Genomic DNA, 19,418 nt, shown 5'->3' with positions numbered 1-19,418 from the left:
GTCCTGTTTAAGCCAAACTTCCTGTCACTGACAGAGACTGCTTTTGAAGGCTTTCAGAAAGCAATTGATACGCAATCACTTTCTTCTTGTACTGCTTCACGACGTCAATATGGTCGTCGTAGCGGTACACAAACAGCTTCACATCATTTTTGCCTTTTTTCGTATCTATCACCAGCGGCGTACCGCCGTTTTCCGGATATAAATAACGCTCTTCGTCACCTGGGTAAATATAATACTTCTCCAGGAAGACAGCTTCGTTAAATTGGTCAATCACTTTCTGCTTCTCTTCCCCCTCAAGACGTTTTCCAGCTAGAGAGAGAACGGCATTTTCGTCACTCAGCTTGGCGTGCACCTCAAATTTGCTGAGCAGCCATTCCATGACGCCTGTTGGAAGACAGGTTAATACGATTTTCACCAGACTCATGAGGATTAACATCACGATAGTCAATGTCATACTTCATCATCTCCATTAGTTTTCCATGTGCCGCTGACACACAATTTCATCCTATCATAAGCAGGGTGTTTCGTTTTTGTACATTATGTGAAAAAAGCGCGGCCTGCTGCGGGCCGCACTTTTTTAGCTTTCAAATTCTTCTATCATGAGGGACAATTCTGTCCAACGGTCCATAGCCGCCTCAAGCTCTTCCGCCGTTTTCGCCTGTTCGGCCATCAGCTCTTGGATTTTTCCGAAATCGCTGCCTGCTGCGGCGATGTCAGCTTCAAGCTGCTCATGCTTTTCTTCCAGCTGGGCAATTTTATCTTCGATGCCGTCCCATTCAAGCTGATCTTTGTAGGAAAGCTTTTTCCGTTTTTTCTTCGGCTCAGCTTCGGGCTGTTTTGCTTCAGCAGCCGGTTTTTCAGCTGTTTTTTTCGCTTTTGATTCCTCCATGTAATCACTGTAGGAGCCTTGGAAGCGGGAAATGACGCCATTTCCTTCAAACACAATCAAACGGTCGACGACACGGTCAAGGAAGTAGCGGTCATGGGATACGGTGATGACGACGCCAGGGAACTGGTCGAGATAATCCTCCAGGACGCTTAATGTTTCGGTATCCAAATCGTTCGTCGGCTCATCGAGAAACAGGACATTCGGCTCCTGCATGAGAACCTGAAGCAAGTATAAACGGCGTTTTTCTCCTCCGGACAGCTTGCGGATATACGTCTGCTGCATCGAACGCGGGAAGAGGAAACGCTCCAGCATTTGTTCAGCTGTAATGATATCGCCATCCGCTGTTTTTACGACCTCCGCCGTTTCTTTTATATATTCAATGACCTTTAACTCGCCATTCATTTCACTATGATCCTGGGTATAGTAGCCGATTCTGACGGTCTGGCCGATCGCAATATGGCCGCCATCTGGAGTATGACGGCCGGCAAGGGCATTTAACAGCGTTGTTTTTCCGATGCCATTTGGCCCGATGATCCCAATCCGTTCACCCGGTATGACCAGCTCATTAAAGCGGTCGACAAGTATGCGGCCGTCATAAGCGATCATCACGTTCTCCGCTTCAATGACCTGTTTGCCAAGACGGTGGGAGCCAATCGCAAAGTCGAGTGAGCCAGATGACTGAGGGCCTTTCTGCTCCTTAAGCGCCTCCACTCGGTCAATTCTCGCCTTTTGTTTTGTGGAGCGCGCTTTCGCTCCCCGTCTAAGCCAAGCCAGTTCGCGGCGCAGCAGGTTTTGCCGCTTCGTTTCCTTTTGCTCAGCCTGCGCTTCCCGTTCCGCGCGTTTTTCTAAAAACACTTCATAGTTGCCTTTGTACGTGTAGAGGCTGCCTCGTTCGAGCTCATAAATGCGGTTCGTGACACGATTTAAGAAATACCTGTCGTGCGTCACCAGCATGACGGCGCCGGGATATTGGCTTAAATATCCTTCAAGCCACTCAATCGTTTCATTATCCAAATGGTTCGTCGGCTCGTCTAAAATCAGCAGATCAGCGGGCTGAATTAAGTTTTTGGCAATGGCCACCCGTTTTTTCTGACCGCCTGAGAGCTCGTTTACTGGCTTTGTTACGTCGTTGACGCCCAGCTTAGACAATACGGTTTTTGCCAAGGTGTTCGCATCCCACGCGTTGTTCGCATCCATTTTCGCCTGCGCAGCCAGCAGGTGCTTCTGGCGCTGTTCATTTTCGGGATCTTCCCCCAGTTCATTCAGCGCTTTTTCATATTCACGCAAGGTTTTCATCACAGCCGATTCACCGGAATAGATATGCTCCAGCACAGTTTGCCCCGCAGGCAGCTCCGGGTCTTGATGAAGAAATTCAACGTGCACGCTGCCTGATTTCGTGATGTCTCCCTCTTCGATAGATTCCAAGCCGGCAATCACTTTCAGCAGCGTTGATTTTCCTGTTCCGTTCGGCCCGATTAATCCGATTCTTTCATTCTCTTCAATATGAAAGGAGATGTGATCAAATAATGTTTTATCTCCGTATGTTTTATATAGATTTTCCGCTTTTAGTATGCTCATGGTTCCTATCAATCCTCACGTAAGTTCATGTGTACATTTTAAATCAGCCGTTGGAATAAAACTAGTAAAACGTCAGACAAAGTTCATGGAAATACAGGATAGAAAAAAGACCGGGGACGTTCGTCCCTGGTCTTTTATTCTTCCTCAAGCGCTTTTTCTGCCATTTTTGCGAGATGCTGTGCGCTTCCTGAAATCTCCTGCATCGTGGCGGAAATTTGTTCAACGGCAGCGGCTTGTTCGTCTGTATGCTGATTAATCGACTCGATTGATTCCTCCAGCCCTTTCAGCAGGCTGTGGATTTTTTTCGTGATCTGGTCAATCTGGCCGACATTTTCTTTCGAATGCGTTGCTAGCTTTCTGATCTCATCTGCAACGACAGAGAAGCCTTTTCCAGACTCCCCTGCTCTCGCCGCTTCGATCGCGGCGTTCAGGCCGAGCAGGTTGCTTTGGTCAGAGATGCCTTTCACGGTTACTGAAATATCGGCGATTTCACCGGCGCTTTCGCTTACCTTTTTCGCCTGAGAGGAAATGCCCGTCATTTGAGATGAAAACCCGTTGATTGATTCAGAAATATCGGAAATGGCTGCTGCCGTTTGTTCAACAACAGCCGATAAGCTTTCCGCCACATCATGAAGCTTAGACGACTCCTCAAGGCTCGTTCCGAGGCCGACGCCCCCTATCACTCTTCCATTCTCGTCGTGGAGCGGGATGGCGCGTGCAATCAATGGGAAGCCGAACAATTCTTTCGGAACCATGCTCGTCTTCTTCTGATTGGTGCGGATGGCGTCTGTAATAATATCCCCTTCCTGCAGCGGATCGCCGGCTTTTACGTTGAGAGAAAAGGTTTTGGCAGGTATATTCACAAGCAGTTTTTCCGTATCGTAAATGCCGATTGTAATATCATCCTGAACCAGGCTGTTTAAATAAGGGGCTACTTTGACAAACGCGTCCAGAAGGTCTGCGGTTTCTTTTTCCGTTCTTATGCTCAATTCCATTCACTCCTATTCATTAATAAGGGAAGCTGCGTTTTTCGTGCTGGACCGAAATCCATTTCAGTGTCGTAAATTCTTCAAGGCTCCACTCGCCGTTCAAACGGCCGAGACCGGATTGTTTTTCACCGCCGAAGGCCACATTCGGTTCATCGTTGATTGTCGTGTCATTGACGTGAATCATGCCTGTTTCAATGCGTTTCGCAAAAGCCACGCCGCGCTCAAGGTTTGACGTATGTACGGCACCGCTCAAGCCAAACGGGGTTTCGTTTGCGATATCGACCGCTTCGTCTTCTGAATCAAATTTCATAAAGGATACGACAGGTCCGAACAGCTCTTCCTTGGCAATGCTCATGAACGGTTTCACGTCTTTTAAGATCGTCGGTTCCACGATCGTTCCGTTAAATCCGCCAAGCTTCACTGGAACAGCGCCTTCTTCAATTGCTTTCTCAACAGATCTCATCAGCCCGTCAGTCTGTCTGCTGTTGATTAGAGGCCCGATAATCGTATCAGGGTCCATCGGGTCACCGACTTTCAGCGATTCCACTTTTGCCTGATACAGTTCAAGGAACTTATCATAAATTGATGAGTGAACAAGTACGCGGTTGGCTGACATACAAATCTGTCCTTGGTGTGTAAATCGGCTGAACACTGCCGCATTAACCGCATATTCGATATCCGCATCTTCAAGCACGATAAAGGCGCTGTTTCCGCCGAGTTCAAGAAGCGGCTTTTTAAAATGCTTCATCGCAAGCTGGCCGATGTAGCTGCCGACTTTCGTAGAACCTGTAAATGAGATGATCCGCGGCACCGGGTGTTCGACAAAGCTGTCTCCGATCTCTGCAATGTCTGTAACAACAACATTCAGCAGCCCCTCTGGAATTCCCGCGTTCTCAAAAATTTTCGCAATCAGCGTACCGCCGCAAATCGGTGTTTCCTCATGCGGCTTTAACACGACGCCATTGCCGGCTCCAAGCGCGGGCGCCACTGATTTCATAGATAAAAAGAATGGAAAATTAAATGGACTGATGACACCGACAACGCCTGCCGGCACGCGATATAATCTGTTTTCCTTGCCGTCTATTGTTGACGGAAGAATTTTTCCTTCCATGCGGACAGGGAACGTCGCCGCTTCTTTCATGATGTTTTTAACAAGCCCGATTTCAAAGGCCGCTTTGAGCCTTGTTCCGCCAAGCTCTTCCATAATCAAATAAATGATGGCTTCTTCGTTCTCTTCAATATACGTGACAGCTTTTTCTAAGATATTTCTTTTCTCGAACGGATTGACCGCATCCCATTTTTTCTTTGCCAGCGCCGCTGCTCGATACGCTTCATCTACATCATCAGCAGTCGCTTTTTGGAAGGTTGTAAATGTTTTTTGAGTATAAGGATTTTTGTTTTCCAATACATTCGGGCTGCTGCCCTCCTGCCATTTCCCGCCGATAAACTGTTTATTCAACTCTTCATATTGAAACATGGTCAGCATCTCCTTTTTAACCGCAAGTCAAAATTGGGCGAATCTATTTTTTCTATCGGTTCACCCTGCATAAAATTGAATATGTTATTAGTAAAAATTACTATCCTATAATACGACAACGCTGTTTCGCTTCTATCGTTTAAAGTGGAAAAATATTTTATTGACTGCGCCAAATTTCGACAATATAATACAACAAGAACTGTATATAATGATTAGAATATTTTGAATCTTCCAGGAGGAACTTTTGATGAGTTCATTATTTAGAAAAAAACCGCTTGAAACATTGAGTGCGCAGAGCAAGTCAAAAAGCCTTGCCCGTACGTTAAGCGCATTTGATTTAACCTTGCTTGGTATCGGTTGTGTCATCGGTACAGGGATTTTTGTCATTACAGGAACAGTGGCAGCGACCGGTGCAGGTCCCGCCCTTATCATATCGTTTATTTTAGCGGGGCTCGCCTGTGCGCTCGCTGCCTTCTGCTATGCTGAGTTTTCGTCTTCGATTCCGATTTCGGGAAGCGTGTACTCATACTCCTACGTGACACTCGGAGAGCTGCTTGCCTTTTTGATCGGATGGGACCTCATGCTTGAATATGTCATTGCGCTGTCGGCGGTTGCCACCGGCTGGTCTTCATACTTTCAATCACTGCTTGCCGGCTTCAACCTTCATATTCCGGCCGCACTGACAGGAGCGCCGGGAAGCACGCCGGGCGCCGTGTTCAATCTTCCGGCTGCAGTGATCATTCTCCTCATCACTGCGATTGTCAGCAGAGGCGTCAAGGAAAGCACACGCTTTAACAACGTCATCGTACTGATGAAAATCGGGATCATTTTATTGTTCATCATTGTCGGCATCGGTTATGTCAAACCGGATAATTGGTCTCCTTTTATGCCATTCGGGATGAAAGGCGTCATTGTCAGCGCGGCAACTGTATTCTTCGCGTATCTCGGGTTTGACGCGGTTTCTAACGCTTCAGAGGAAGTGAAAAATCCGCAAAAAAACATGCCCGTCGGCATTATTTCAGCGCTTGCCGTCTGTACGGTTCTATACATCACGGTATCGCTAGTGCTGACAGGCATGATGCCTTATACGAAATTGAATGTCGGGGATCCGGTGTCCTTTGCGCTTAAATTCGTCGGCCAGGACGCTGTTGCCGGAATTATTTCTGTCGGTGCCATTATCGGGATTACGACGGTTATGCTCGCTTTGCTGTACGCTCAGGTCCGTTTGACATTTGCCATGAGCAGAGACGGCCTTCTGCCTGGATTGTTCGCAAAGGTTCATCCGTCATTTAAAACCCCGTTCCGCAACACATGGCTGACAGGTATCGTTGCAGCGGGGATCGCCGGGTTTATTAACCTCGGAACGCTGGCCCATCTGGTGAACATGGGAACGCTGGCCGCGTTTACGGTCATTTCAATTGCTATCATTGTGTTAAGAAAGAAACATCCGGAAATCAAAGCGTCCTTCAGAGTGCCGTTCGTTCCGGTTGTGCCGATTATCAGCGCAGGCATCTGCCTTTGGTTCATGTACAGCCTTCCCGGCGTCACATGGCTTTCATTTGTGATCTGGATCGCAGTCGGAACACTGGTTTATTTCCTGTATTCAAGAAAACACAGCTTATTAAACAAATAATTTCTTTTCAGCCGGCGGTGCCTCACCCGCCGGCTTTTTCCTTTTTTTATGTGCTATACTTTCAGTACATATGAGAAAGGGAGACAAATCGATGAAACAATACCGCACTTTATTATTTGATGTAGATGATACCATCCTTGATTTTAAAGCGGCAGAAGCATTAGCGCTGCGTTTGCTGTTTGAAGATCAGAACATTCCTTTAACAGATGAAATGAAGACGCAGTATAAAACAATCAATCAAGGTCTCTGGAGAGCCTTTGAAGAAGGAAAAATTACACGGGATGAAGTCGTGAACACCCGTTTTTCCGCTTTGTTCAAGGAATACGGTTATGAGGCGGACGGCGCCTTGCTTGAGCAAAAATACCGCAGCTTTCTTGAAGAAGGGCATCAGCTTATTGACGGCGCTTTTGATCTTATCTCAAATCTGCAGCATCAGTTTGATTTGTATATCGTGACAAACGGTGTGTCTAAGACACAATACAAGCGTCTCCGTGATTCAGGATTATTTCCGTTCTTCAAGGATATTTTCGTTTCCGAAGACACAGGCTACCAAAAGCCAATGAAGGAATATTTCGATTACGTGTTTGAACGGATTCCCCAATTTTCAGCAGAGCACGCATTAATCATCGGCGATTCCCTGACTGCTGATATCAAAGGCGGACAGCTCGCCGGGCTTGATAATTGCTGGATGAACCCTGACATGAAGCCGAATGAGTCAGAAATCATGCCAACTTATGAAATTCGTAAGCTTGAAGAGCTGTATCATATTTTGAATATCGAAAATACCGTCAGCTGCTAATCATGCTGACGGCGTTTCTTTTAGAAGAGTCTATTTTCCTCTTGATAAATTCTTCACCTTATGAATAATATGGTGATATGCTTTGGCTATATATGTAAGGAGGAGACTCATTTGGCTATTGCCGCCCCGCTAAAAGAAAAAACAGTTCAAAAACCCGGCACCACGGTGTATCCGATTTTGATTATCATCGGAATCTGCCACATGCTCAACGATTCGCTGCAAGCCGTGATTCCGGCCATGTTCCCTATTTTGGAACGCTCCATGAGCTTGACATTTACACAGCTCGGCATCATCGCTTTCACATTAAACATGGTATCATCCGTCATGCAGCCTGTCGTCGGCTGGTATACCGATAAACGGCCGCGGCCCTACGCGCTGCCAATCGGTCTGACCGCCAGCATGCTCGGCATTTTAGGCCTTGCATTTGCCCCATCATTTGTAACGATTTTATGCTGTGTGTTTTTCATCGGATTAGGCTCGGCCATTTTCCATCCGGAAGGCTCCCGTGTGGCGTATATGGCAGCCGGCACAAAACGCGGGCTCGCCCAGTCGATCTATCAGGTGGGCGGAAACTCAGGCCAGGCGATGGCGCCTCTGATCACCGCGCTGATCCTTGTGCCGCTCGGGCAATTCGGCGCTGTTTGGTTCACGCTTGTCGCCGCGCTCGCTGTTATGTTTCTGCTGTATATTGCGAAATGGTACGCTGCACGTCTCGGAAGTCTTGCCCAGAAGTCCGGCAAACAAAAGAAAACGGCTGAAAACACGGCTATCACCAAGTCTGTTGTATCTGCTCTTATCATTATTATATTTCTCATTTTTGCACGTTCTTGGTATACGAGTGCAATCGGCAACTTTTACACGTTTTACGCGATGGATACATATCACGTAAGCATTCAGCAGGCACAGAGCTATATTTTTGTCTTTTTGCTGTTCGGCGCTGTCGGCACGTTTCTTGGCGGCCCGCTTGCAGACCGTTTCGGAAAACGCTTCGTGATTCTCGGTTCGCTGCTCTGCTCGGCGCCGCTGGCGATTGTGCTTCCATTTTCCGGACCGGTGCTCGCCTATGGTGTGCTCGCATTGATCGGCTTGGTTCTGATGTCGAGCTTTTCCGTAACGGTTGTCTACGCACAGGAGCTTGTTCCTGGAAAAATCGGCACAATGTCCGGTTTGACCGTCGGGCTTGCCTTCGGAATGGGCGCGATCGGCGCTGTGGCGCTGGGCGCTCTGATTGACGCCGCGGGATTGACCCCGACAATGATCGCCATTGCCTTTCTCCCTGTCCTCGGCATCCTAGCCTTCTTATTGCCGAGCGATCAGAAGCTGAGAGAGTGGCATAGCTGAAAAACCCCTGCCATGCGGCAGGGTTTTTTTAATCCAGCTGTATAAAATGAGTATCAGGCACTGCGTGCTTCGGGATAAAGCCGTCCGCAAAGTCCGGGAACGCCGACTGTATTTCGTCAATCCATCTTTTCAGGTTTAACACATACGGCATATAAATCATTTCAATGGCCGCTTCGTCTTCAATCCGATAATACCAGCAAAGATTGAACTCATTTTCTGTCACCAGTGTAAACCCGGAGAAATGATAGAAAATCAGCGGCGTTTCATCTATATACACGCGGCCATCCTTTTGCCCGACCTTATAGTTTTCGATATTCCAAAGCGCTGTATTGGCTCCGATTGATTTGACAACATGCACACCCTTGTACTGCGCCGGCCACTTCTCCACATACCGTTGATCACCGTACGTCTTTCGTTCCGTATTCATTTCTACCGTACAAAATTCAATGCAGTCCTGTCTCCACTGCCACACCGCTTCATATGCTTCCTTCGTATTCCCGGCACCGACAAAACCTGTGTTATAGCGGCCGGTCCGTTCATAGTAGGACATGAACCGCGGCGAGTTGCGGTGATCGGTCAAATACAGAGAAGCCGTTGGGTTTTCCGCAAAAATACGTGATGGATCAGAAAAGAAGAACAGATCGGTATCCATATGGGCAAAGTATTCAGCATCATCCCACTTGCTCATGACATGGAATAAAAAGGCGGGCTTCAATGTCCAGCAATATTCATGAAACGTTCGATTGCTTTTCGCTTTCAGCAGCTCCGGGTCTTCCATTTCATGCAGCTGCACAAAGGTCACATGCTCCCATGGCACGTGCTGAAGCAATTCATACGCTTTCTGATCGACACACAGCACATACAAATGAAAATCATCGCAATGCTCATGGAGAGAATGAATCATGGGCATGAGCTTAAAGATATGCGTCCTTGACACTATCGTTGAAAAATGAAAAGTACTCATCATACCACATCCAATTATCTAAGATCCACGTGCAGCAAATCGTTGACAAGCGCATACAACGCATTGGCAAAATCGTTCACGCCAAGCTTTTTCTTCGCTTTTGGCAGAAGCTTGCGGACAGTTTGTAAATCAAAGTTTTTCGCCGTCACCCTTGGCGCTTTCTTTTGCCAATCCGGGTCAATGTTGCGCTCTTTGACAACATGGAGCAGCTCAAGAAACAGATTCAGCAGCATGTCGTATTTCTGAGATTCCAACAGCTTATGAATATCAGTCATGATGCCGTTCGTCATGTCAGGAGGAAACGGCCCGTTAAAAGCGAGATGAACGTCTAAGGAGCGGATGTTATTGTATTTATCGCACATATAGGCAATGTTTGCCCGAATATCGTCTACAGACTTACAATTGCTCGGGTGCTCCTGATGAACACTGACAATATCGCGATGCAGCCTGAAGGTCAGTCCGGCCTGATGAAGCCTGATCCCGAGGTCGTAATCCTCAAACCCGTACCGCACAATGCCTTCATCAAATAAGCCGAGGTCAACCACATGCTTGCGTCTAACAGAGGAATTATTCGTGATAAAAAAGCGCCATGGCATATGATAGCCTTTCAGGTCATCGCCGTACTCATCTAAAATCTTCTTGAGCACGTCAATAAAGTCGGTATCAAGGTCAAAACTTTTGTCCAGGAAGCTTCCGTTTTTGATGTCCGCTTCATTCAGCAGCTTTTGTTTGTCTTTCTTCGGCATTTCGTCTACGATCTTTGCGAGCTGTTCCTTATGTTCATCTTCAAAGCGTTCATAATAAAAACTGTAGATCCGTTTCCAAAACAAACCGCACACGACGAGATTCTCTTCGTTCTCATGGGCTTTGATATGCTTTGCCACAAGATCCTTTGCCGCAAGCATATCGCTGTCATGGAAAATCAGGATATCTCCTCTGGCATTGCGAAGCGCCTGATTTCGGCCGTACGCAATGCCCCTGTTTTCTTTAATCCGTGTAAAGATCAGCGGAAAATCCGCTTGAAACGACTCGAGCATCGAGAGCGTCCCGTCCTCAGAGCCATTGTCCGCTACAATGACTTCAAATTCTTCATCGCACTCCTGCTGGTTTAATGACAGAAGGCTGTTATAGAGACGCTCCTTTGAATTATATGCAGGAATAATAACGCTTGCTTTCACTTCATTTTCACTTCCTGTATTTAATCATTTATTTGTTATCATCTTTTGAAGCAAAACCGTTAAATTCGGGGTCTAACGTTTTAATGTGCTGAATGATATGCGGCAGTGTCTCTTGATACAGCTCATGCACAAACGGCAGGTCTGTGCGGGTTGTTTCATGAATCTGTTTGATTTCATTGATGCTGACGATTCGGTATCCGCTGAAATGGTAAAAAATCAGCGGGCTGCCATCCTCCAGCACGATCCGGCCATCCTCCCAGGAAAACGTATGCTGCCCGTAGTTCCAGTGGCCGATGTTCACACCGGGTGTCGTAATGTCACATACATTCGGAAACAGCTCAGACATATAATCCAAATAGCCCTGATCACCGAATTTCCCTTCACCCGGGGCATTTTTGCATTCCTCAAGACAGCGTTCCTTCCACCACTCCAAGCAATCCGTGCCGGCATCATCATGCTTGAAGCTGATAAAGCCGGAGTTATATCTGCCTAAAAGACGCTGCAGCATGTCAATCTGCTCTCTCTCAAAGGAAGGGATTACGATATCACCCCGTGAAAGGAGCACCGAGCAGTCCGGCTGGTTTTCAAAAATCGGCGACGGATCGGCGTAGAAAAATAAATCCCCGTCAATATACGTCACACGCTCCAGCTCGGGGTTGCTGTTCAGCACAGCTTGCAGAAAGATCGGCTTCATCGTCCAGCAGTACTCGCTTTGATCTCTCGTTTCCTTGAGCTTCAGAAGCGTTTCATTTTCAAGCGCGTCCACCGGCACAAGGTTCAGCTGCTTCATCTTCAGCTTCTGTAAGACGCGGTGTGTATCTTCATCCATGCACAGTATAAAAATGGGACTGTCTTGATCCACTTGCTCTAACGACTTAAATAAGGCGACTGCCTGATATAATCTCCCTTTTGATAAAACGGTGCAATACGCGCTGGTCACAGTCATGTTCACCTCGTTTCACATTACTTTTTGAAGAATTCCGTATACCACTCAATCGTTTTTTCAAGTCCTTCATCAATGGTGTAGGCCGGTGACCAATTCAGCAGCTTTCTCGCTTTTTCCGCGGATAAATATTGATGTTTGATTTCATTGCTCCCCTGATTGAGCACCTTCGGCTTCAGGCTGCTGTTCATTTTCTTCAATATTTTCTCTACCAGTTCAAGTACAGTCAGCTGGATTTCATTGCTGAAGTTAAAGGCCTCTCCAGCAAGATTGTTTTCTTCCATTTTTTCTGCCAGAAGCAAATAAGCCTGAACGGCATCTTCAATATAGAAGTAGTCGCGGACAAACGTGCCGTCGCTGCGGATTTCCGGCGCTTCCCCGTTCAGAACAAGCTGAATCGTCTGCGGAATAATGCGGTTGAAGTTCAAATCCCCGCCGCCGTACAGGTTCCCGCAGCGCGTGATGCAGACTGGAAGCCCGTACGTGTGAAAATACGTGTGGCTGATCAGATCTGCGCAGCTTTTTGAGACGTCGTACGGATGCTTGCCTTGCAGCGGCATATTCTCATCGTACGGAAGGTTTTCTTGATCGCCGTAAGCTTTATCACTTGAAGCAACAATCACCCGCTTAATTAACGGATGCTTCCGGCAGGCTTCGAGAATATTCCATGTGCCAAGGATATTCGCTTCAAAGGTAGAAATCGGGTTGCGGTTTGCCACGCCGACAATCGCTTGTGCAGCAAGGTGAAAAACTGTGTCAATTTCATATTCGCCAAGCGCGCGTTCTATCACAGGCAAGTCTTCAAGAGATCCCCGTACGATGTTCATTTTCTTGATATGTTCTCCCTGATATAGGTTGGATTGAGGCACATGATCTCTGACAAGCCCCGTAACGTTTGCACCCTGTTCGATCAGCTCTTTCACCAAGTAGCTTCCTAAAAGACCTGTAGACCCCGTGACAAATACGTTTTTATTTTTCCAGAAACTCAAATCAGTTCACCATACCTTCCATACTTGTTGTCCTTGATCCCACATTTTGTTGACTTCTAAGAGATTTTTATACGTATCGATGGCCGTCCAAAATCCGTAATGGCGGTACACGGCAAGCTCTCCGTCTTTGGCAAGGTTCTTCAGCGGTTCATCTTCGAACATCATATTCCCGTCCTTCGGCAAATAATCGAAAACCTTGGGACTGAGAACGAAGAATCCGCCGTTAATGATTCCGTCACTCGATGTCTTCTCAGAAAATGTTTTCGCCATGCCTTCCTCGACCGTCAAGGTGCCGAACTGCGAGACTTTGTCAATGCCGGTGACAGTCGCAGCAGCACCCTTTGTCTGATGATAGCTGATGAGATGGAAAAGATTGATATTGGCCAGCCCGTCCCCATAGGTGAGCAGAAACGTTTCATCGCCGATATAGTCTTTTGCCTGCAAGATTCTTCCGGCTGTCAGCGTGTCTTCCCCTGTTTCCAAAAACGTAATTTTCCACGTTTCAGGCTGCCCCAGCATCTGCACCTCTCCTGTAGAGCTGTCGAGTGTCAGGCTGTTGTGCTTCCATTCATAGTCGAGAAAGTATTCTTTGATTTTTTCTCCTTTATAGCCCAAAAGCAGAATAAACTCGTTTACTCCGTAGTACTGATAGATTTTCATAATATGCCATAGAATCGGTTTGCCGCCTATCATGGCGAGCGGTTTAGGAATGTCATGCGTGACTTCACTCATTCTCGTTCCTTTTCCGCCGCAGAGAATGACCGCTTTCATCTCTACCCCTCATCTCTATGAATATTGAGTTCGAAACCTGGTACATCTTTACAATCTATCAAGGCGTTTCCCCGATAATTTGTCCGACTTCAATACCGGTTTCAAAATCTACTGTAATGATATGAGAGAAAGGCGGCCTTGGTGACCAAATGGAATCTATTTTTTCAAGTTGGTTATGTAACCAAAAAAAAGAGCCTTGAGCGAAGGCAATGTGCCCGCTCAAGGCTCTTTCTCGTCTTATTTGATTTCTTTTTCCTTGCCGTAATGATAATCAGACGGATCAACGGCTGTGAAATCGCTGAGTTTGTGGAATCTCAGCAAGTCTTTGTACAGGACACTGTCTGACAGACTCAGCTGCTGGTTCACTCTTGTTTTCAGATTCTTCGTTTCTTCATTCGCTTTCAGTTTTTCACCAGTCTTCGTATCGTAAATGACATTATCGACAGATGTGTACTTCGGCGTCACGAAGTCTCCGTTTCTGAACGCCACTGTATCGTCGTGGTCTTTAGAGAATAAATCCGTACCGAAGTTGATGTATTTCTGAGAATCAATTCCTTGTAAGTGCAGAAGTGTCGGCATGACGTCAATTTCGCCGCCATACGTATGGTTCACTCCGCCTTTTTTGCCAGGAACGCGGATCATCAGCGGCACGCGCTGGTTCTGTGCGTTTTGATAATCTGTGATCTCTTTTCCAAGAATTTCTTTCATCGCACGGTTATGATTTTCAGAAATACCGTTATGGTCACCGTAAATCACGATGACTGAGTCGTCATACAGACCGGCTTCCTTCAGCTCCTTGAAGAATTGCTCAAGCGCCTCGTCAAGGTAACGGGCTGTCTGGAAGTAATTATCAACTGTTTTATCACCGGTTGTCGCTTTTTTAATGGACGCATCTTCTTCATCCAGGTTAAATGGATAATGGTTTGTCAAAGTAATCAAATGCGCGTAAAACGGCTGTTTAAGAGATTCAAGTTTTGGAATCGACTCTGTAAAGAACGGCTTATCCTTGAGTCCCATATTAATAACGTTCTCATCTGACATATCATACGTGCTTGCGTCGAAGAATTTGTCATATCCGATATGTTTGTAAATCTGGTCACGGTTCCAGAACGACTTGTAGTCACCATGCAGGACGGCGCTTGTGTAGCCTCCCTTCTGGTCTAAAATCGCAGGAAGCGACTGATATGTGTTTTCGCCTTTCGTCACAAACGCGGAACCTTCAGGAAGGCCGAAGATGGAGTTATCCATTGTCAGCTCGGCATCAGATGTTTTTCCCTGGCCTGTCTGATGGAAGAAGTTATCAAAATACGTCACATCTTCCCCGCCGTGTGCAAGTTTATTTAAGAACGGCGTCACCTCTTCACCATTCAGCTTGTAATCAATCAGGAATGACTGGAAGCTTTCGAGGTGAATCTTAATGATATTTTTGCCTTTGGCAGAGCCGAAGTACTCGGCATTCGGTTTCGCATAATGAGACGTCGTGTAATTCTCGACGCTTGTTAAATCATCGCTGCTCGCGTAGGCTCTTTGCGTTTCCGTTTGAGCCGTCTGAACACCGTCATAAATGGTGTAATTGTAAAGACCTAAATATTTCACGATATAATTGCGGTCAAACGTTCTTGTCAGCAGCTGCGGACGGTCTTTTTCCGCATAGTGCAGGTTGATGAAAAACAGTGCGACCCCGGAAAGGATCACCAAAGACGCAAAACGTTTTTTCATTTTGTATTCTTTTAATTCAGGTCTCCAGATCAATACCGCAATCAAAATAATGATATCTAAGAAATAGAAAATATCATGGCCGGCCATGATGCTGAAAATCCCGTCTCCCATGTTTCCGACGTTGCCGGACTGTTTAATGTTCGGGAACGTCAAGAAATCGTCAAAGAAACGATAGAATAGAATATTTGCATATAACACAAATGTCATCACAAAATCGATAATCAGCATGATAATCGCTGATTTTCGCCCTTTCGCCAGCAAAGCCAGTCCTAAAAAGAAGACGGCGCTTGAGAACGGGTTAAATACCAGGAGGATCTCCTGGGTTGTGCCTTTTACCCCAAGATTAAATTCAGTCTTGTAGGATAAATACGTTTTTGCCCAAAACAGTATAACAGCCAGCACAAAAAAGCTAAGTTTGTAAGAAAAAAGTTTCTTCATGGCAACCTCTACTTTCTTAAACACTTTAAGTTCTTCATTCATATTTACCTGCTCTTTATCCTGTCTTCCAATTCCTTCTTTCCAAACAAAATCAAGGCATCACACAACAATAAATACACCGCGGTATTCCCCGGAATATTTACGCTTTGCACCATACCAGTTTTATTACACCTATTTCAAACCAAACACTGGACGAAAGAAGCCTTCGTTTCGTTTCACATTTTTTCTCGCAAAATAAAAAAAGGATTTCTTTTGTCATGTGTGCCGCGGAAAAAAGAAATAGATACCGAGTATAAGAATAACATAAACTAGCAAAAACGAAAAATAGGTTTTGCAGACAGCCCGCCCTTCAGGCGGACTGTGGCTATTGTATGCACTAACGTTCAGCTCCATCACATTTTTTTGAAAGGCCAAAAAAGACTGGATGTCTCCAGTCTTTACAGCCCCGACCAAACATCTTTTGCATATATACCGGTATCCTGCAGATGTTTCAGCCAGTTTTGTGCTTCTTGTTCGCTGGTGCCATGAACAGACTGATATGCTTTTTGCAGCGCTGCCTCCACATCTGGGGCCATTTTGCTGCCATCACCGCATACATAGAGCCTGCCTCCGCGATCGAGAATCGAAATTAATGTTTCTGCATGGTCAGACATGAGATGCTGGACATACGTTTTCGGCATGCCTTCTTTTCGGGAAAAGGCTGTGTGGACAGTGACGATTCCGTCTTTTTCAAACTGCTCAAGCTCTTCACGGTAAATAAAATCCCGATCGTTCCTGCATCCGAAATAGAGATGGGCTTCACCGAGCGTTTTTCCCTCCCGCTTTAAAGCTGCGCGAGCTTGGAGAAAACCGCGGAATGGCGCTACTCCTGTACCCGGCCCGACCATAATGATAGGGGTCTCAGGGTCTTCCGGAAGCTGAAACCGGGATTCCGGTGTACGGACAAACATCACGACATCATCCCCCGCCTTGCGTTCAGCCAGGTAATTTGAAGCCACTCCTCTGTATTCGCCACGTCCGCTCCAAGCAGGGCCGCGCACGACACCAACTGTGATCGATGCTTGCTCCGGATTCACCCTTGGAGAGCTTGAAATCGAATAATATCTCGGTTTTAACGGCCGTAAAAGCTCTAAAAATCGTTCAAATGGCATGTCACACGCTTCATATTTTTCAAGCAGATCCAGCATAGAAATCCGTTTTTTCAATATTTGTTCCTGGTAGACACCCTCTGCCGTTAGATCTTCTAATTCGCGTTTATGTGGCGGGCAGACTGTGAATGCCGCCAGCTCCCTTATTTGCGCCCTTGTAGCCGCTTCCTGCACCTCGACGCTGTAGCTGAGAAGATCTTGCAGACTGACAGGCCGGCCCAAAGGCAAATGCCCCGCACTGCGTCCGCTTGCCGACAATGTCACCTGGTCGGTTCCCTTCAGACCGAAGCGGTGAAGAATCCGGCTGACATTGGTTTGGCTGTTCCTCGGCAAGACGCCAAGGTGGTCGCCCTCTCGATATTCAACATCCGGCGGCAGTGCGATTTCGATATGGCGGGTGCTGCGGTCGCTGTTTGCGGACTGGAGTTCACGATTTTCAGCAATGGATGCATGAGCTGCCTCGTACGATCGGGCCAGCGGGGACTCGCCCAGCCCTCTGACAAACTGAAGGCTCAGCGTGCTTCGTTCCTTATCGGCGTTTTCATTAAGCTCTAGTCCGAATGCTTTGATGGCGTCGGACCACATGCTTTTTTTCCACTCGTCAAGCTGCCCTTCAAAATCACCGCTTACATCACCCTCTCCGCGCGGAGAAAACCGAGTCGCGCCTTTCTCCGCAAGCTGCTCATCAATGAATCTCGGCACGTATTGATACGTGCTCGCCCAGTTGTGGTCGCCACAGCCAAATACCGCATAATGGACGCCCTCAAGCTCACCCGGTTTGATTTCTTGAAGCCACTGAACAAACTGCCCCGCATTGCTTGGCGGCTTTCCGTTATAAGAAGAGGTCACAATGACAACAGCCCCCTCCTGCGGCAGCTTGCCAATCTGGTCGTTCAGAGGTGCCACCTCGGTCCTTACGCCGTGAAGACTGGCAGTATCCGCAAGCTCCCGGGCGACGCCTTCTGCAGTGCCTGTATCAGATCCATACAGCACGAGAAGCGGGCGGTTGTTAAGACCGATGACCGATGCACCCTTTGTTTCTGTTTTCTCTTTTTGCTCATCAGGCGCCGCTTTTTCAGCTGCCGGGACGTCCGCATGAATGGCTTCCTGATTCCTGGTTTGAACCCTGATGCGAAAATCGCCAGGCTTGAGTGTTAAAGTTTGTTTAATATCAAGCTCATAATTCTCATGATCAATTAACGTGAAATATTTTAAAACCATGCCCAGCACAAGTGTCGCTTCATGAAGGGCAAACTGCATGCCGATACAGGCCCGCTGTCCATTTCCGAACGGTTTGTACGCATGATGAGGCACTTGGTCCTGATGTTCGAACCGTTCCGGACGGAATTCTTCAGCGTCCTCTCCCCAAGCGTCTCGATCACGATGAAGCTGCGGAATCAGCACAGAAATTCTGTCTTTCGTTGTAATCGGGTATTTTCCGCCAATGACTGTGTCTTCCTTTGGATAAAGGCTGAAAGCTGGAGCTGTTGGCCATAAGCGCAAGGATTCATTTAAAATCATCCGTATGTATGTCAGCTCTAGCACTTGTTTATAGGTCGGCGCTGCATCCGTCAGCACCCGGTCAACCTCTTCATACGCCTTTTTCAGTTTGTCAGGATGCTTCAATAAATAGTAGATCGCAAAGGAAAGCAGGCCGCTCGTTGTTTCATGCCCGGCAATCAAAAACGTAATGATTTGAAAACGGATATTTTCATCGTCAAGCTTTTCACCTGTTTCCGGATCTTCCACATTCAGCATGCGGGCAAGCAAATCTTTTTCATCCTGGTCTCCATTCGATCTCCGCTCCGCAATAATGCTGTCGACTAACGAAAACATCGTTTGAATATCATGATGAAATTGCCGTTTTGTTCTGACCATAAGCTTATCTTGAAAATCAAGCCGCTGCATCTGGTGCATCGCTTCATCAAGCGCCCGCACCATGCTGCTGATAAACGGGTGGGGTGTTTCTCTGTAGTAGCTGTTAAAGCGATAGTTAAACCCGCACAGCCCAATTGTGTCGAGCGTCAGCCGAGTCATATCCCCTGGGACATCGACTGCTTCATTCGGGTTGAGCCTGGCCCATTTTTGAATGAGCTGAACGGCGATATCGACCATTTTCTCATGGTAGTCCTTCATGGCCCGCTGGCTGAACGTCGGCATCAGAATATTGTGCGCTTTTCTCCAGTTAGGCTCATGCGTCCAGCTTGTAAATAATCCGTCACCGGAAAACGCGCGAACCTTCTCCAAGGCGCCTTCAATGCTTTTATCGAACCGCTCTTCATCACAAACCTCTTTCACCAATTCATGGCCGGACACCACAATCGTCGTGCCCGCAGGTGTATGAATTTGAAAAATCGGGCCCTGCTCTTCCGCCAATTTAATCAGCGACAATGTCGGTCTGTCTTTATCAATTAAAGGCAGGTTGCCGAGCGGCCCAAACGTCTTTGGCTGAGGAATCGGGCTTGTTTCCTTCATCGAACCATTCCTTTCCGTATGAAATGCCTTCTATCTGACTACATTTCCCTTTCATGGTCTGGATTATTCCGTTCCTCTGATTGACGT

At 47.0% G+C, this 19,418-nt stretch carries 14 protein-coding genes; 3 read left to right on the top strand and 11 right to left on the bottom strand.

Annotation, left to right across the window (positions count from 1 at the left end; genetic code table 11):
- Window positions 1–7 precede the first annotated feature (7 nt).
- The 4 genes from M1M80_RS04150 to yfmT all read right to left on the bottom strand — a co-directional run bounded on the left by M1M80_RS04150 (window position 8) and on the right by yfmT (window position 4,933).
- On the bottom strand, window positions 8–454 hold the full coding sequence (locus tag M1M80_RS04150; protein ID WP_003239949.1) for a YfmQ family protein: 447 nt from the start codon (window positions 452–454) through the stop codon (window positions 8–10).
- Between the two features lie 123 nt (window positions 455–577).
- Window positions 578–2,467: an ABC-F family ATP-binding cassette domain-containing protein gene (locus M1M80_RS04145; RefSeq protein ID WP_060398138.1), complete on the bottom strand. Its 1,890-nt coding sequence runs from the start codon at window positions 2,465–2,467 to the stop codon at window positions 578–580.
- A 134-nt stretch (window positions 2,468–2,601) separates the two neighbouring features.
- Window positions 2,602–3,006: a methyl-accepting chemotaxis protein gene (locus M1M80_RS21645; protein ID WP_410549081.1), complete on the bottom strand. Its 405-nt coding sequence runs from the start codon at window positions 3,004–3,006 to the stop codon at window positions 2,602–2,604.
- 469 nt (window positions 3,007–3,475) lie between these two features.
- Window positions 3,476–4,933 (bottom strand): benzaldehyde dehydrogenase, encoded by a 1,458-nt coding sequence (yfmT, locus tag M1M80_RS04135; protein ID WP_060398136.1) that lies wholly within the window; start codon window positions 4,931–4,933, stop codon window positions 3,476–3,478.
- A 247-nt stretch (window positions 4,934–5,180) separates the two neighbouring features.
- Here yfmT and bcaP point away from each other — a divergent pair, with 247 nt between their 5' ends.
- The 3 genes from bcaP to M1M80_RS04120 all read left to right on the top strand — a co-directional run bounded on the left by bcaP (window position 5,181) and on the right by M1M80_RS04120 (window position 8,706).
- Complete coding sequence (gene bcaP, locus M1M80_RS04130; protein WP_060398135.1) at window positions 5,181–6,566, top strand: branched-chain amino acid transporter BcaP; 1,386 nt, start codon at window positions 5,181–5,183, stop codon at window positions 6,564–6,566.
- Between the two features lie 91 nt (window positions 6,567–6,657).
- Window positions 6,658–7,365, top strand: a complete 708-nt coding sequence (locus M1M80_RS04125) for a YjjG family noncanonical pyrimidine nucleotidase (protein ID WP_060398134.1) — start codon at window positions 6,658–6,660, stop codon at window positions 7,363–7,365.
- 111 nt (window positions 7,366–7,476) lie between these two features.
- The gene (locus M1M80_RS04120; RefSeq protein ID WP_060398133.1) at window positions 7,477–8,706 is read left to right on the top strand and encodes an MFS transporter; all 1,230 of its coding nucleotides are present in this window, start codon (window positions 7,477–7,479) and stop codon (window positions 8,704–8,706) included.
- A gap of 28 nt (window positions 8,707–8,734) precedes the next feature.
- Here the strand turns inward: M1M80_RS04120 and M1M80_RS04115 are convergent, their stop codons facing one another.
- The 7 genes from M1M80_RS04115 to cypD form a co-directional block, all read right to left on the bottom strand.
- Window positions 8,735–9,670, bottom strand: a complete 936-nt coding sequence (locus tag M1M80_RS04115; RefSeq protein ID WP_032732199.1) for a putative nucleotide-diphospho-sugar transferase — start codon at window positions 9,668–9,670, stop codon at window positions 8,735–8,737.
- Between the two features lie 14 nt (window positions 9,671–9,684).
- Complete coding sequence (locus tag M1M80_RS04110) at window positions 9,685–10,848, bottom strand: glycosyltransferase family 2 protein (protein ID WP_060398132.1); 1,164 nt, start codon at window positions 10,846–10,848, stop codon at window positions 9,685–9,687.
- Window positions 10,849–10,876: 28 nt separating this feature from the next.
- The gene (locus tag M1M80_RS04105) at window positions 10,877–11,788 is read right to left on the bottom strand and encodes a putative nucleotide-diphospho-sugar transferase (protein WP_060398131.1); all 912 of its coding nucleotides are present in this window, start codon (window positions 11,786–11,788) and stop codon (window positions 10,877–10,879) included.
- A 23-nt stretch (window positions 11,789–11,811) separates the two neighbouring features.
- Window positions 11,812–12,780 carry a GDP-mannose 4,6-dehydratase gene (locus tag M1M80_RS04100; protein ID WP_060398130.1) on the bottom strand — a complete coding sequence of 323 codons (969 nt, stop codon included), beginning with the start codon at window positions 12,778–12,780 and terminating at the stop codon, window positions 11,812–11,814.
- Between the two features lie 6 nt (window positions 12,781–12,786).
- A complete protein-coding gene (locus tag M1M80_RS04095) occupies window positions 12,787–13,551 on the bottom strand; it encodes a glucose-1-phosphate cytidylyltransferase (RefSeq protein WP_003239970.1) in 765 nt (254 codons plus the stop codon).
- 237 nt (window positions 13,552–13,788) lie between these two features.
- Window positions 13,789–15,708, bottom strand: a complete 1,920-nt coding sequence (gene ltaS1 / locus M1M80_RS04090) for a lipoteichoic acid synthase LtaS1 (RefSeq protein WP_060400003.1) — start codon at window positions 15,706–15,708, stop codon at window positions 13,789–13,791.
- A 437-nt stretch (window positions 15,709–16,145) separates the two neighbouring features.
- On the bottom strand, window positions 16,146–19,331 hold the full coding sequence (gene cypD, locus M1M80_RS04085) for a bifunctional P-450/NADPH--P450 reductase (protein ID WP_060398129.1): 3,186 nt from the start codon (window positions 19,329–19,331) through the stop codon (window positions 16,146–16,148).
- Window positions 19,332–19,418: the final 87 nt, after the last annotated feature.

The sequence above is a fragment of the Bacillus inaquosorum genome (assembly GCF_023238325.1).
GTDB lineage: Bacteria > Bacillota > Bacilli > Bacillales > Bacillaceae > Bacillus > Bacillus inaquosorum.
This window is presented reverse-complemented; position numbering and strand designations above follow the sequence as displayed.